General features: G+C 36.6%; 13 protein-coding genes, 14 tRNA genes, 1 rRNA gene and 1 other annotated feature. Of the genes, 2 read left to right on the forward strand and 26 right to left on the reverse strand.

Annotated elements, in window-relative coordinates; translation table 11 throughout:
* Position 1: 1 nt before the first annotated feature.
* The 22 genes from BN1058_RS07155 to BN1058_RS07260 form a co-directional block, all read right to left on the reverse strand.
* On the reverse strand, positions 2-463 hold the full coding sequence (locus BN1058_RS07155) for an RNA polymerase sigma factor (RefSeq protein WP_090854939.1): 462 nt from the start codon (positions 461-463) through the stop codon (positions 2-4).
* Between the two features lie 310 nt (positions 464-773).
* Positions 774-855 (reverse strand) — tRNA-Leu (locus BN1058_RS07160).
* 9 nt (positions 856-864) lie between these two features.
* Positions 865-938 (reverse strand) — tRNA-Cys (locus BN1058_RS07165).
* A gap of 13 nt (positions 939-951) precedes the next feature.
* A tRNA-Gly gene (locus tag BN1058_RS07170) sits at positions 952-1,026 on the reverse strand.
* 6 nt (positions 1,027-1,032) lie between these two features.
* Positions 1,033-1,107 (reverse strand) — tRNA-Gln (locus BN1058_RS07175).
* Between the two features lie 3 nt (positions 1,108-1,110).
* Positions 1,111-1,186, reverse strand: a tRNA-His gene (locus BN1058_RS07180).
* Positions 1,187-1,200: 14 nt separating this feature from the next.
* A tRNA-Trp gene (locus BN1058_RS07185) sits at positions 1,201-1,271 on the reverse strand.
* 33 nt (positions 1,272-1,304) lie between these two features.
* Positions 1,305-1,390 (reverse strand) — tRNA-Tyr (locus BN1058_RS07190).
* Positions 1,391-1,397: 7 nt separating this feature from the next.
* Positions 1,398-1,473: transfer RNA gene (locus BN1058_RS07195), tRNA-Phe, on the reverse strand.
* Positions 1,474-1,500: 27 nt separating this feature from the next.
* Positions 1,501-1,577, reverse strand: a tRNA-Asp gene (locus BN1058_RS07200).
* 6 nt (positions 1,578-1,583) lie between these two features.
* Positions 1,584-1,660, reverse strand: a tRNA-Met gene (locus BN1058_RS07205).
* 47 nt (positions 1,661-1,707) lie between these two features.
* Positions 1,708-1,783 (reverse strand) — tRNA-Val (locus tag BN1058_RS07210).
* Between the two features lie 4 nt (positions 1,784-1,787).
* Positions 1,788-1,862 (reverse strand) — tRNA-Glu (locus tag BN1058_RS07215).
* Between the two features lie 23 nt (positions 1,863-1,885).
* Positions 1,886-1,977, reverse strand: a tRNA-Ser gene (locus BN1058_RS07220).
* A gap of 4 nt (positions 1,978-1,981) precedes the next feature.
* Positions 1,982-2,056 (reverse strand) — tRNA-Asn (locus tag BN1058_RS07225).
* Positions 2,057-2,066: 10 nt separating this feature from the next.
* Positions 2,067-2,182: ribosomal RNA gene (gene rrf, locus BN1058_RS07230) — 5S ribosomal RNA — on the reverse strand.
* 259 nt (positions 2,183-2,441) lie between these two features.
* Positions 2,442-2,787: a sequence feature (most likely nonfunctional fraction of RNA operon), on the reverse strand.
* A gap of 456 nt (positions 2,788-3,243) precedes the next feature.
* Positions 3,244-4,113 (reverse strand): nucleotidyltransferase-like protein, encoded by an 870-nt coding sequence (locus BN1058_RS07235; protein ID WP_090854942.1) that lies wholly within the window; start codon positions 4,111-4,113, stop codon positions 3,244-3,246.
* Positions 4,114-4,402: 289 nt separating this feature from the next.
* Entirely contained in the window at positions 4,403-4,834 is a 432-nt protein-coding gene (gene perR, locus BN1058_RS07240) for a peroxide-responsive transcriptional repressor PerR (protein WP_176694458.1), read from the reverse strand.
* A 141-nt stretch (positions 4,835-4,975) separates the two neighbouring features.
* Positions 4,976-5,542, reverse strand: coding sequence for a cob(I)yrinic acid a,c-diamide adenosyltransferase (locus BN1058_RS07245; protein WP_090854947.1), 567 nt, complete (start codon positions 5,540-5,542; stop codon positions 4,976-4,978).
* A 3-nt stretch (positions 5,543-5,545) separates the two neighbouring features.
* The gene (locus BN1058_RS07250; protein WP_090854950.1) at positions 5,546-6,496 is read right to left on the reverse strand and encodes a D-2-hydroxyacid dehydrogenase; all 951 of its coding nucleotides are present in this window, start codon (positions 6,494-6,496) and stop codon (positions 5,546-5,548) included.
* Between the two features lie 222 nt (positions 6,497-6,718).
* A complete protein-coding gene (bcp, locus tag BN1058_RS07255) occupies positions 6,719-7,189 on the reverse strand; it encodes a thioredoxin-dependent thiol peroxidase (RefSeq protein WP_090854953.1) in 471 nt (156 codons plus the stop codon).
* A gap of 64 nt (positions 7,190-7,253) precedes the next feature.
* Positions 7,254-7,700, reverse strand: coding sequence for a potassium channel family protein (locus tag BN1058_RS07260; RefSeq protein WP_090854957.1), 447 nt, complete (start codon positions 7,698-7,700; stop codon positions 7,254-7,256).
* Between the two features lie 184 nt (positions 7,701-7,884).
* Here BN1058_RS07260 and BN1058_RS07265 point away from each other — a divergent pair, with 184 nt between their 5' ends.
* Together BN1058_RS07265 and BN1058_RS07270 are read left to right on the forward strand one after the other, a co-directional pair.
* Positions 7,885-9,180, forward strand: coding sequence for a glutamate-1-semialdehyde 2,1-aminomutase (locus BN1058_RS07265; RefSeq protein WP_090854960.1), 1,296 nt, complete (start codon positions 7,885-7,887; stop codon positions 9,178-9,180).
* Between the two features lie 414 nt (positions 9,181-9,594).
* Positions 9,595-10,677, forward strand: coding sequence for an FUSC family protein (locus BN1058_RS07270; protein ID WP_090854963.1), 1,083 nt, complete (start codon positions 9,595-9,597; stop codon positions 10,675-10,677).
* Positions 10,678-11,081: 404 nt separating this feature from the next.
* Here the strand turns inward: BN1058_RS07270 and BN1058_RS07275 are convergent, their stop codons facing one another.
* The 4 genes from BN1058_RS07275 to mutY all read right to left on the reverse strand — a co-directional run bounded on the left by BN1058_RS07275 (position 11,082) and on the right by mutY (position 15,021).
* Positions 11,082-12,851, reverse strand: coding sequence for an ABC transporter ATP-binding protein (locus tag BN1058_RS07275; protein WP_090854966.1), 1,770 nt, complete (start codon positions 12,849-12,851; stop codon positions 11,082-11,084).
* Between the two features lie 72 nt (positions 12,852-12,923).
* A complete protein-coding gene (locus tag BN1058_RS07280) occupies positions 12,924-13,454 on the reverse strand; it encodes a nucleoside tri-diphosphate phosphatase (RefSeq protein WP_090854969.1) in 531 nt (176 codons plus the stop codon).
* Between the two features lie 224 nt (positions 13,455-13,678).
* Positions 13,679-13,858 (reverse strand): gamma-type small acid-soluble spore protein, encoded by a 180-nt coding sequence (locus BN1058_RS07285; protein ID WP_090854972.1) that lies wholly within the window; start codon positions 13,856-13,858, stop codon positions 13,679-13,681.
* 68 nt (positions 13,859-13,926) lie between these two features.
* Positions 13,927-15,021: an A/G-specific adenine glycosylase gene (gene mutY / locus BN1058_RS07290; protein ID WP_090854975.1), complete on the reverse strand. Its 1,095-nt coding sequence runs from the start codon at positions 15,019-15,021 to the stop codon at positions 13,927-13,929.
* Positions 15,022-15,130 lie beyond the last annotated feature (109 nt).

The raw sequence follows: 15,130 nt of genomic DNA on the forward strand, positions 1-15,130 counted from the left end.
TTCAGTGATAAGTAATACGAACTTTGCTTTGGGGCCAATGAAGAACATCTGACGTTTCAGCAATCGTCAATTCTTTAATCGCACGAAGAATAATTACATCTCGATAGGATGGTTTTAAGGAATGGATCACTTGGTATAAATGCTGTTTTCTTTCGTCTAAGTATAAGAATATATCAGGTGTTTTTTCATCTTTCATCTCATAATATTCTTGTGCTATTTGCTGTTTTAAACGTTCTCTTTTTCGTTTCCTTAGTTCATCAATACCTACGTTTCTAGCAATTGATAGAAGCCATGTTTTAGGACTAGACTGTTCCTTATAGGTATCTACTCCTTTAATTGCTTTAATGAATACCTCTTGAACAAGATCATCTATATCTCCAGATCCGATATAATAAAGTAAAAAATGGTAGATATCTTTATTGTAGGCATAAAACCATTCAGATATTTTACTACTGGTCGTCATGCATTTTTCCTCCCTTATTAATAAGACGGAAGAAACTTTCATTTATTTCACTTTTTTATAATTTTTCTCATAAAAAAAGCCTTAGACATAGTTTTTTATACTATATCTAAGAGAGGATTATTAAAATTGGTGTTGCTATACCTAAAACTCTGCGCCTTGCAATTTGTTCTTATGTCAAACAAATACAAAAAAGCTTCTTCCTTTTAATTAGGAAAGAGGCGTATAAGTTGCTCGTATGGTTCCACAACTATTTCACGCAAAAAAAGCGACATCCCAACGATTTAACTCGCTAGTATTCGCTATATCAAAATACCGGTGGTCGGGGTCGAACCGACACTCCAGAAGGAACACGATTTTGAGTCGTGCGCGTCTGCCAATTCCGCCACACCGGCATAATATTATGGAGGCGGTAACCGGATTTGAACCGGTGATAAAGGTTTTGCAGACCTCTGCCTTACCACTTGGCTATACCGCCATAATTAAAAAAATGGAGCGAAAGACGGGATTCGAACCCGCGACCCCCACCTTGGCAAGGTGGTGTTCTACCACTGAACTACTTTCGCTTAAAATGGCTGGGCTAGCTGGATTCGAACCAGCGCATGACGGTACCAAAAACCGTTGCCTTACCGCTTGGCTATAGCCCAATATGGGGCGACCGGTGGGGATTGAACCCACGTATGCCGGAACCACAATCCGGTGCGTTAACCACTTCGCCACGACCGCCATAATTAGAAAAGCAGGGGTAGTAGGAATCGAACCCACACCGGAGGTTTTGGAGACCTCTGTTCTACCGTTAAACTATACCCCTATATGTTATAAAATTATTAAAATGAAATTAAAATGGTGGAGGGAGTAGGACTCGAACCTACGAACCCGATGGGAGCGGATTTACAGTCCGCCGCGTTTGGCCAACTTCGCTATCCCTCCAAATAAGTGGTGGCTCGGGACGGAATCGAACCGCCGACACACGGATTTTCAGTCCGTTGCTCTACCGACTGAGCTACCGAGCCATCAAGGATAAGTATAATGTATATTAGTGGCGGTCCGGACGGGACTCGAACCCGCGACCTCCTGCGTGACAGGCAGGCATTCTAACCAACTGAACTACCGGACCAATTTTTGGTTGCGGGGATAGGATTTGAACCTATGACCTTCGGGTTATGAGCCCGACGAGCTACCAGACTGCTCCACCCCGCGGTGATGTAGAATATGATATTCTACTAAATAGTATTTAGATTACTTCATGGTGGAGGATGCAGGGCTCGAACCTGCGACCCCCTGCTTGTAAGGCAGGTGCTCTCCCAGCTGAGCTAATCCTCCAAAGTGGTGACCCGTACGGGATTCGAACCCGTGTTACCGCCGTGAAAGGGCGGTGTCTTAACCACTTGACCAACGGGCCTATACAAATAATATATGTATAAGTGGCGGAGAGCGAGGGATTCGAACCCTCGAAACCGCGGTAGCGGTTTACACGATTTCCAATCGTGCTCCTTCGACCACTCGGACAGCTCTCCATTATGGCTCCACAGGTAGGATTCGAACCTACGACCGATCGGTTAACAGCCGATTGCTCTACCACTGAGCTACTGTGGAATGGAAACATGCCTGGCGATGTCCTACTCTTGCAGGGGCAAGGCCCCAACTACCATCGGCGTTGAAGAGCTTAACTACTGTGTTCGGCATGGGAACAGGTGTGACCTCTTCGCTATTATCACCAGATCTTTTGCTTTTATCCAAGTGCGATATAATAATTTTAATGACACAGAATATTATACCTGTTTTTTTAAAAAAAGCAAGAGGTAAATTAAAATTTATACCTTCAAAACTAGATAAGACAGACAAGTATTCATATCATATATAATCTAGCTACAACTCCCAGCAACTAGCGTAACTTCCTTCACCTCCGTACGATAAGTTAACATCAATTCGCTATGCTCATTGTGTTTCCTTTATCTCCTACGGTTCAGTCCAGTTTGTACGTTGCTAAACGGTCGTTTTCGCTTTTTAAATATAGTTAAGTCCTCGATCGATTAGTATTCGTCAGCTACACGTGTCACCACGCTTCCACCTCGAACCTATCTACCTCATCGTCTCTGAGGGATCTTACTCTAAAAGATGGGAAGTCTCATCTTGAGGGGGGCTTCATCATTGGTTCATGCAAACCAATGTTTTATCCGGTATTAGCCCCGGTTTCCCGGAGTTATCCCAGTCTTACAGGTAGGTTGCCCACGTGTTACTCACCCGTCCGCCGCTCATTCCACAAGCGCACACCCCCGAAGGGTGATTGCTTGCTTCCTGCGCTCGACTTGCATGTATTAGGCACGCCGCCAGCGTTCGTCCTGAGCCAAGATCAAACTCTCCATAAAATTGCTTGCACATGGATGTGCTGATGCTGATGTTGCAACACGGATGTTGCGAACCTATTCAGCGATCATTGAGTTTGCTTACTCATTACTTGACTAGCATGTTACTTCTTAACATATTGGTTGTTTTGTTCAGTTTTCAAAGATCAAATACTCACCGTCTGTTTGCGACAGCTTTTATATTATATAACTTTCAAAATTAAAAGTCAAGAACTTTTTTCAAAAACTTTTCTTTTAATTTTGTTTGTTTCGCGTTAAAGCGACCAATTTAATATAGCATGATAGACTAATTCGTGTCAACAACTATTTTTTTAAGCACCCGCTTTAAGCGACAGGAATTAATATACCATGCAAACCTATCATTGGTCAATACTTTTTTTCATATTTTCAAATAAACAATTTACACGAAACACTATATCATTCTTTGACACGGTATTTGCGATGAAAAATAGACTTCCCTTTTGTTTCTACATGCACTACCTCTATTAAATCCTTATCTACTAAGTAATCAATCATTGTACTCAAATCCAATTCATATAATTGTATAGATGGATGAACCTTTAATTCACCAAAGCTCCACGCTTCATCAGAAGATCGCATAACATCTAATAAATGAGATGCAGATAATTTCGCATGCTTCCATAATGAAAAATCAATAGCGATAAGCATTAACTCAACACGCTTTTCGATTGTTTCCTTGCTCTGAATAAGTTCAAGATATAATTTATGGACTCCAGGATTAATCTGTTTAATTTGATTCCAGACAATCACTTCTGGATGATAACCATGTTCAATAATAGATAGTCTTCCCAGACTGTGCAAAGAACTTAACACCTTACTATAAGCATCGAAGTAATGCTTTGATGAAAATAGATCTTTTGCTTCACTATAATTCCTTGTTAGCTTGGCAAATTCCATCGCTAATTTCAACTGTCTTTTTTCAGTTGGGAAATCTTCTAATTGTTCTTTCAATTGAGCAATATATTCATTACGATCAAATAAAACTTTTCCATCCATTATCCACTCTAGTGCACGTCGATAAGAACTGGTATCAATCCAATGGTTTAAAAGCTTTTCTTCTACAATATGCATGGCTGCTGTTTTTTCTCCAAATTGATAATGCTTTACATACCAAGGATCCGTTGCTTCTGTAACAACAATTAATAGAATAACATCAAAGTTATCTGTTACTGGACTAATTCGCTTTTTCTTTTCATATATAAGTACACCAAGTGTATGGGCATTGCTTGCTCGTTCTTGATAAATGGGACGTAATACATCATCCATCCGATTATCCCCCAGTCCATAATTTTATAACAATATTAATTTCATCATTGATTTCAACAAATCCTAGTTACATTCCTGTTTATTTTTTTAAAAACAAAACGACTAAGTTTTGTATAAGAAGTTTAGCCTTTTATATTCATGCATTTTATTCATTCGAAGAAAATTACTTTTAATACTATACAAGAGGTTAAGGTCCTTGACAAGTATATCGAAGAAAGAATATAGAGGAAAAATTTATCATGCAAATAAAAAACCCTTTCTTGCCTGTTGGCTTAGAAAGGGTAAAATATTAATGTTTAGTTTTACAATCTGGACAGGTTCCGTATATCTCCATTCTATGGTGACTAACATCAAAACCAGTTACCTGCTCTGCAAGTGATTCTACTTCATCTAACGTTGGATAATGAAAGTCCATAATCTTCCCGCATGTTTCACAAATAATATGATAATGTTTAGCGGTATTATAATCAAAACGACTGGAAGCATCACCATAAGTCAGCTCTTGTACAAGTCCAATTTCACGAAAAACTCGCAGATTATTGTACACGGTAGCTACACTCATATTCGGAAACTTTCCTTCAAGTGCTTTATAAATATCATCTGCGGTTGGGTGAATTTCTGCATTTATTAGATATTCTAGTACCGCATGACGTTGTGGTGTAATCCGTACGCCAGATTCTTTTAATCTGTCTACCGCTTCTTGAAGCTTCATCTCACTCATCGTCATGCACCTCACTTTCAAAAAGTTAATTGTATACTTTTTTGTTCTACTACAATTATCACTTTATAATTCTTATAATTAGTGTAACCGCTATGTAAACATTCTGTCAATAAAAGTATTATATCTTTATACAAAAAACTTTCACTCCATTGTTTCAAATAATACCTCATTCTCTTTACTAATCTGATTAATATATCTTGCTACAACAAATAAATAATCAGATAATCGATTTAAATAAGTCAAAACAATAGGAGAGATCTCTTCCTTTAAAGCAACTACCATTCGTTCTACTCTTCGAATAATCGTACGAGCTTGATGAAACCCTGCCGCTGCAGGGTGCCCACCAGGTAAGATAAATTGACGAATGGGGGGAAGCTTTTCTTGCCAGGTATCGATTTGTTTTTCTAGGATAGCTACATGCCTGGATTGCAGTTGCCAAACGACTTCCTTGCCCTTTGGTGTAGCAAGTTCGGAACCAACATGAAATAACAGCTGCTGTACTTGCTGCATTTCTTCACGAAAATGCCGTGCAACAGCATTAGACCAACTTAATTCTTCATCATTCAGCTGACTAATTGCAAAACCAATGACAGCATTTGCCTCGTCACAAGTTCCGTATGCTTCCACTCGTATATCATTTTTCGGTACTCGTTTTCCATATATAAGAGAGGTTGTCCCATTATCTCCAGTTCTTGTGTAAATCCGCATGATCTAATAGCCCCTATCTGGATCAATCACATTGATACATAGTTCTCTATTATTTAGATACGAACGTAAATTTTGCTCAAAAATATCAATTGCTCGCGGAATATAATTAGGTGATTTTCCTGATACATGTGGCGTCATGGTCACTTTTGGATGCTCCCAAAGTGGGTGATCACTTGGTAACGGCTCCTGTTCAAAAACATCTAAAATGGCATGTGCAATTTGTTCTTGATCTAATGCCATAATTAATGTTTCACTCTGTACAGCATCACCTCTACCCATATTCAAAAATATTGCATTTGGTTTCATTGCTTTAAAGTGATCCTGTTTATAAAAATAGAGCGTATCAGCTGTACTAGGTAAAATGGATACAACGAAATCAGCTTGTTTTAAAGCAAGTTCTAAGTGATCGGTTGTGTAGACTTCATCAAATTGAGCTTTCTCTTCTCCACTTCGAGATACACCAATTGTTTTCATACGGAATGCTTTCGCAATTCGAGCCAGCTCTTCCCCGATGACACCAGAACCCACAATCGTCATTGTCCGATTTGATATTTCTTTAAATGGAACGGTTTGATCCCACTTTTGTGCAAGTTGGTTACGCCTAAATGTTTCATTCTGTCTATATACATGCAATAGCATGGAAATCGCATATTCTGCCATTTGTATTTTATGGATACCTTTTGCATTTGTAACTTTAATACCTCGTGCTTTAATATGTCGAAAAGGCATTTCATCCATTCCAGCAGATATAACCATAATCCACTTCAACTGCTCAGCTTGTTCGATATGAAAAGCAATCAAATCTTCCCCATAAGTTACGATTATATCTGCTTTAGGTAAATCCACTTCTGCTTGCTCTATATTTTCATAAAATACAAAGGTCGCACTTGGAAAATTCGCTTTTAACCTCTCACGCATTTCTTCTGTTAAAATAGTCGTTGATACAATATACATAAAAAACCTCCTCAGCTATTGTTTAAATTAATGATAATCTTTTCCCTTTATTTTTAAAAGCATAACACGTTTTAACCATTTGAAAACAGATTGTAAAAAGATAAAAAGCGCAAGGATGATGCCCCTGCGCTTTTTTGGAAGGAAAGAGAAGGTTTTGTTCTTCCCTTTTAGTATATTCCATTGTTTCTAAACGGTATAGCCGCTTCACCTAAATTCATTTATTTAATCGAGATTTTCTTTAATAAATTGTAATGCTTCTTCTGTGTGGCCATCTACCTTCACATCACGAAATATTTTTTGAACGATGCCATTTTTATCGATAATAAAGGTAGAGCGCTCATTCCCCCAGTATTGTTTATCTGGTTTTTTCTTCAGTTTCCATACACCAAAGCTTTCTGCTAATTGATGGTCTTCATCAACAATTAAGGTGAATGGCAAGTCGTGTTTTTCTTTAAAGGTTTGATGACTTTCCGCTGAATCTGGACTTACTCCAATAATGGTTGCATTTAAGTCTTTGAAGCTTTTATGATTATCTCTAAAATCGCATGCTTCTGTTGTACAGCCTGGTGTACTATCCTTAGGATAAAAATAAAGCACTACATTTTCCCCTTGATAGTCACTTAATTTGACGCTTTCCCCTTCGCTTGTCTTACACTGCATCTCTGGTACAGATTGTCCCACTTCAATAGTCAATGCTATCGCCTCCTCATCTAGCTTTCTTATGTTTAGGGTAACCAAAAACGACTGAACTTACAAATCATTCATCTTGTCTGTTGGCTATCTTTTTATTTGCTTGTACAAATTCTTTATGCTGTCCAATTTTAAAAATAAAGGCTGCAGGAAGAATATAACCGATCAACGCTTCGATCAAGGCAATGATTCTCCCCCAACCGATTGGTGTAATATCCCCATACCCTACCGTCATTAATGTTACACCACTAAAGTAAAAAGCGTGTGCAAATGCTTCAATTAAACTAAATTCCTCTGGCGGATTACTAAACTCAATTAATAAAATATCATGTATCGATAACCAAAAATAAATAAAGCCAAAGCCGATTAATACAACTACATACACAAGTAACAATGAAACAAAGATTTGATAAGAAAAATAACTACTTTGATAGGTTTTACTAGTAACAAATGAATAGACACTCATCACAATGAGAGCGAACATCATCATTACTGCAACCGTGGCTACTGTCATATTGTCCTCCTACTTTGTTATTCCACATTATTTTCTACTTTTAGTTTACGATAAAGAAAAAGCGGTAATGACTAAAGCCATGAATTTATTCACTCATAGCTAAGCGTAATATCTTCTCTCCTCTTTTTTTCTTTTTTTACACGGATGCTATAATAGAATAGATTAAAACATTGGAGGGTAAGACATGAATATTTCAACATCAAAAAGCTTACATACTGAAGCGCAACAGCATATCGTTGGTGGAGTGAACTCCCCATCCCGCGCGTATAAAGGTGTTGGTGGTGGCACACCTGTTTATATGGAAAAAGGAGAAGGAGCATACTTTTGGGATGTGGATGGCAATAAGTATATTGACTATTTAGCTGCATATGGTCCAATTATTACTGGACATGCTCATCCACATATTACAGGCGCCATTACACAAGCAGCACAAAAAGGTGTACTATATGGTACTCCTACAGCACTAGAAAATAAGTTTGCAAAAATGTTAAAAGAAGCAATTCCTTCATTAGATAAAGTGCGTTTCGTTAATTCAGGTACCGAAGCAGTCATGACAACTATCCGTGTTGCACGTGCTTACACCAATAGAGAAAAAATCATTAAATTTGCAGGATGTTATCATGGCCATTCAGATATAGTACTTGTCCAAGCGGGATCCGGTCCATCTACACTAGGAAATCCAGACTCTGCTGGCGTAACAAAAGGAACAGCACAAGAAGTGATCACAGTTCCATTCAATGACATCGAGGCATATAAGGAAGCTTTAAATCGTTGGGGAGATCAAGTAGCAGCTGTACTTGTTGAACCAATTGTAGGGAATTTTGGAATCGTCGAACCTAACCCTGGTTTTTTACAAGAGGTCAATCGTCTTACACATGAAGCGGGGGCACTTGTTATTTATGACGAAGTAATTACAGCATTCCGCTTTACTTATGGTAGTGCGCAACAAATCGTAGGTGTAGAACCAGACATGACAGCAATGGGTAAAATTATCGGTGGTGGTTTACCAATCGGTGCTTATGGCGGTAAAAAAGAAATCATGGAACAAGTTGCACCTCTAGGACCTGCCTATCAAGCAGGTACGATGGCTGGTAATCCAGCTTCTATGTCTGCAGGTATTGCTTGCTTAGAAGTTTTACAAAAAGAAAACACGTACGAAAAATTAGATCAATTAGGAGAAATGCTTGAAACAGGTATTTTGGAACGGGCGCAAAAACATGGGATTACATTAACGATTAACCGCTTAAAAGGCGCAATGACTGTCTACTTCACAGATGAAAAGGTTGAAAATTATACGCAAGCAGAAGCAAGTGATAGCGAGATGTTCGGTAAGTTCTTCCATCTCATGCTACAACAAGGGATTAATCTTGCTCCATCAAAATTTGAAGCATGGTTCCTAACGATCGCCCATACAGAAGGAGATATCAGACAAACACTTGACGCTGTCGACCATGCTTTTTCACAACTAGCAACAGACTAATAATTATACATGAATAGCGGTTTAAATATCTTTTCTTCTATTAAATTCGATTATTTATACAAAATTATGAATATTTATTTAATTTTGAATTGATTATTTCACAAATCTATGCTACTATTGTTCTGAAAATTATTATTTTCGTTTCATGCTTTTATAATTGTCAATTTGTATGACTTCCCTTCAAAGCATGAAGACTTGGCCTTTACACATTTAGTGTAAAGGTCCTTTTTTCATTCAAAAAATAAAAAAGGATTTAACCTTCCTTCTATTTATCTTTTTATTTAAAATAAAATTCACATAGTATAATCGCTTCTTTTGGTATATTTGTATATAATAGTTTATATAATGATAGAACGGCTAGAATTGATATAACTATTATTTAAAGGAGGAAACGGCAGTTCTGCCATTTTGCTTATGAAATTAGGAGCTAGAATGTTAAAATCAGGATTAGCTATTGCTATTGCCTTGTATGCTGCTGAATTAATTGGTTTTCCATCATCTGTTTTTGCTGGAATAGCAGCATTATTCGCCATTCAACCGTCGATTTATCAATCCTTTCAAACAATCATTGAACAATTACAAGCAAATATTATTGGTGTTAGTATAGCAACCTTAATGGCCTACACGTTAGGTATTGATCCATTTGTTATTGGTTTTACAGCTATTGTTGTTATTGGAGCTTGTCGTTATTTTAAGATGGGAGAAGGAACAGTATCTATTGCATTAATTGCAGTTATTGCAGTAATGGATACAACAGATATGGCTGTTTATCAATTTGCACTTTTACGTTTTTCATCTTTATTATTAGGAATTTTTTCTGCATTTATTGTGAACTTAGTTTTCTTACCACCTAAGTATGAAACAAATCTGTTTAAACAAATTGATCGAATTACCTCAGATATATTACAGTGGTTACGTATTACAACAAGACATTTATCAGATGATCCATCATTAAAAGGGGAAATTGCTCGAATTCAACAAGAAGTACGCCGTATGGATCAAACCTATCTACTATTTTCTGAAGAGCGAATTTACCTGAAGAAAAACAGATTAGCAAAGGCAAGAAAATTAATCGTTTTTCGACAGCTAATCGCTACTACACGTAAAAGTTTTGATGTTTTAAAAGCATTTCATCATTTAGATGAACAGATTAAATCTATTCCTACAAATTTTCAAAATGCAGTTGTTCAGGAGCTAGATCGCGTCATTCATTCACATGAACGTCTTCTACTAAGTTTTATGGGGAGAATTAAACGTAAAAATAGACAGTCGCTTCAGGATATAACAGATCCTGACATTCCTCATTTAGTGGAGACATTGATTCAAATGTATGAAGACAAAGGGGAAAATCGGTTAATCTTTTTACCACTCGCCTCACAGCTTATGGAGTATCACTATCATTTACAGCATTTACAAACATTGCTGCATAGTTATGAGAAATATCATCATAATGAAAAAATTGATATTTTTGAAACCAGATGGCGTAGAAGCAATTAATAACAACAAAGTACACAGTTGCCTCAGCTATCAATCTATATTTTCTAACTAAAAACAAGCCTGGGACAAAACAACATTTTTCAAGAGATATTCGAACATTTATTTTAATGTATCAGAACAAACACCGCTGTGGAAATTCACTCCCTTTCCGCAGGCACGGCTTCAGCTAACTCCTTAAAGCGAAAAACGCTTTAAGGAGTGGATCTTCAGCTCGTGCTGTTCCTGCAGGAGTGTCGTGTATTTCCACAGCTAAATTATTACCTCTACCGAAAAAAACGAACTTTAAATTTGAAGTGACCCTAAAAGTTCGAAACGGTTTGCAACTTGAGTAAAATGGGTTCGGTATTGCACAGGACTCATTTCTTTCTTTTAAACTTTTGTCTAAACTTCTTTATTATTGCTACCTATTTAGATGTGAGTTGATTTGGATCATCTAACTGCTGTACTTGATAAAGGTTATAGTAATTACCTTGTTGTTTCATTAACACATCATGTGTTCCTTCTTCTATTACCTGTCCATCTTCAATTAACACGATCCTATCCGCATGTGTAATTGTCGATAAACGATGAGCAACAATAAAGGTTGTACGATTAGATGCTAATTTTTCCAAAGCTTCTTGGATAAGGTACTCACTTTCTAAGTCCAATGCAGAAGTCGCTTCATCTAAAATAAGAATTGGTGGGTTTTTTAAAAACACACGTGCAATGGCAATTCGTTGTTTCTGTCCGCCTGATAATTTCACGCCTCTTTCCCCTACTAAGGTATCATAACCATTAACAAGCTGTTTAATAAATTCGTGTGCATTTGCCATTTTAGCCGCTGCAATAACTTCTTCATCCGTTGCATCTGGTTTACCCATTCGAATATTCATGGCAATGGATTCACTAAATAAAATATTATCTTGCAGTACCATTCCTATTTTATCTCGTAATGAACGTGCTTGAACATCACGGATATCTGTTCCATCGATTCGAATCGCACCGCTTGTAACATCATAAAAGCGAGGTATTAAACTAATAATGGTTGATTTACCACCACCGCTCATACCAACAAGAGCAATTGTTTCTCCCTGTTTAACATCTAGTGATACATCCTTTAAGACGATTTCTTCCTCTTCTTCATATTGAAAAGAAACATGATCGAACGTGATATCCCCTTTTATACTAGTTATTTCTTTTGCATTCGGTTTATCTTTAATATCATATGTTTCATCTAATAACTCATACACACGATCCATAGAAGCAATCGATTGCACCAATACCGTTGAGGAACTAATTAATCGTCGTAATGGGCTATACACACGATCCATATACCCAACGAAGGCAGCAATTGTACCGACAGTTAGATTACCTGTAATGGCAAAATAACCAGCAAATGCAATAACTAACAATGGTGCTAGATCAGTGATTGTATTCATTACTGCAAACGTTTTTGCATTCCAAATCGTATGATCTATGGCTCGATCTAAGAAATTTCGATTCTGTTTATCAAATTGTTGCTCTTCATACCCTTCTAATGCAAAGCTTCTGGTGACAGGAATACCTTGCACACGTTCATGTAAATGACCTTGTACTTGAGCAAGTGCTTGAGACCGATCACGTGTAAGGTTTCTTAATTTACCATAAAATATCTTAACCGACAGTCCATATAATGGAAATAAAGCAATAGCAACAATGGTTAGTCGTATATCCATAGAAAGCATAATGCCAATTGCGATCAAAATCGTTACCATATCTAGCCATATATTCATTAATCCAGTCATGACAAAATTCTTCGTTTGTTCCACATCATGGATTACACGGGAGATGATTTCTCCGGTTTTTGTTTGTGAATAGAATTTAAGACTAAGTTTTTGAATATGATCAAAAAGTTTTTCTCTAATATCATATAAAATTTTATTTCCTGTCCATTGTGCTAGGTATTGTCGATAATATTCAATAGGCGGGCGCAGGACAACAAAAATAAGAAACGCGCCTCCCACAATAATAAATAACTGTTCTAGCTTTTCTGCTTGTGTTAAAGTATTTGCAACAACTATATTATCTATCACATACTTAACAATTAACGGCATCAATAGTGGAATGCCGAATTTAACTACTCCTATTAAAATTGTCACCATAATTCGCCATTTATACGGCTTTACAAATTCAAAATAACGCTTAATACTATCCAAAAAAACACCCCTCACTCTTGCTTCCATATAAAAACCTTGTCCAATACAGACAAGGATAGTTGCCATACATATTTATGAACGATAGGTTAAAAACCGTTCATACCATTGATCAATTACTTCATGGGAAAATGGACCTTTTCGCTGGCGAATCCAATATTGCAAATAACCAACATTATTTTTTAAAATACGATTTAATACTTCTGGGTAATGCATTTGTTCCTTATGTACAGCATATTCATCTTCATCTAATAACTTATACGTCATGTCTGGAAAAACCTTTATATCTAAATCATAATCAATATACTTAACTGCTTGTTCTTCAAATACGAATGGTGAACTAATATTACAGTAATAATGAATACCATCTTGACGAAGCATACCAATGATATTAAACCAATGTTTTGTATAAAAAAAACATATGGCTGGTTCTCTAGTAATCCAAGAACGTCCATTACTTTCTGTAACTAATGTTTTGTCATTTGCTCCTATGATCATATTACTTGTTGATTTCAAAACAGTGGTATCCTTCCATACACGATGGAGCTGACCATTATGTTTATAGCTCTTTATTTGTATGGATGTACCTGGTTCTTGGCCAGTCATCCTATCTTCCTTCCTGTACTTGTTATCATTTTATTATATATTATAACTTTTCTTATAGCTAAAAGGAAATAATAAATACTAAAGTTTTTACAACAAACATTTTTTATTTCTATAAAAAGAAGCATCCTACCATTTAAGGTGGATGCTTCTTCTCTTTAGGTCCTGATTTTGCAGTATGGGATGTGCCTATACCGCTATTTAGTCCTTGTCAGACTAAAGGTGTATTACTTGTTTTGTTGAGACTTTTGGTTTTGTCTGCTTACTTCTTGTGCATCAGTTTCTGCAGCAAACTCAGTTCCATATTGTCCTTGAGCTTGTTTCGCTTGTTGGTTTTGTTGCTTCACTTTAGAAATGTTTGTTCCTGCAGTTGTTTTGTTTGGCATTTTGTTTTGTTTTTTAGCCATCTCATATCACCTCCGCAACATTTAATTTGTCCAATTTCAAAAAGCTTATCCAAATAAATTAAAGGAAATTAACGGGAATGTTTTTTTAAGTAGTCCATTAACTTTTGAAATGGCACTGGAAAAGGATACGTTGTCAATGCATCAAGCGAAAGAAATAATTGATCGTTTATCGATCCTTTTGCATTCTCCACACGAAAAAAACGCACATCTAATTCCCAAATGACATGAGAGAAAACATGTTTTATTTTCGGTAATGTTTCTTGTTTGTGAATGGTTAAGTGATATTTCTGTTCTACCCAGGTTGCAAGATGTTCCTCATCAACATCTTGTTTTAAAACCATAGGAAATTGCCACATATTAGCCAACAATCCTTCATTTGGTCGTTGTTCAATGAAAAATCGACCTTTTTCGTCTTGTAATACACACGTGTAATAAGAAAGTTTTTTTTGCTTTTTGGCTTTTGATTTAACAGGATAAGCTTGTTCAACCCCATTGTGAAAGGCTTGACAATGTGTCTGTACTGGACAAAGCAAACAGGATGGTGATTTTGGTGTACATACTAACGCGCCTAATTCCATTAAACCTTGGTTAAAGCCTGAAGGATCTTTATCAGAAATTAGATCACGCACTGCCTCTTCAAAAATGCGTCTTGTACGAGCTTTTGCAATGTCATCATCAATCATTAAAATGCGGGACAGCACACGCATTACATTTCCATCTACTGCGGGTTGAGGTATATCATAAGCAATACTTAAAATTGCTCCTGTTGTATATGGGCCAACGCCTTTCAATTCACTTAAGCGTTTCGGATCATTCGGGATGATGCCATTATACGTTGTCGATACTTCTCTGACAGCTTGTTGTAAATTCCGAGCTCGGGAATAATAACCGAGACCTTCCCAAGCCTTTAATACTTCTTGTTCATCAGCATTAGCCAAAGCTTCTACAGACGGAAATTTTTCTATAAAGTGGTTGAAGTATGGAATAACTGTATCAACTTTTGTTTGTTGAAGCATTATTTCAGAAACCCACACTTTGTATGGATCTTGATCTTCTCTCCAAGGCAGTATTCGTTTTTGGTTGTGAAACCAATTAATTAAGTCTTCTTGAAATGTATCTTTATCAATTTTTTGTAACTTTTTAGTTAAATTACTATCTTTCACTTTCTATTCCCCTTCGTGTTACACTAATATTAAAACTAGGATTTTTTAATACAATGTGTAGTTATTAATTTAAAAAGGTATATGTTTATTCTATCCAATCCAAACTAAA

It is taken from the genome of Paraliobacillus sp. PM-2, assembly GCF_001368815.1.
Taxonomy (GTDB): domain Bacteria; phylum Bacillota; class Bacilli; order Bacillales; family Amphibacillaceae; genus Paraliobacillus.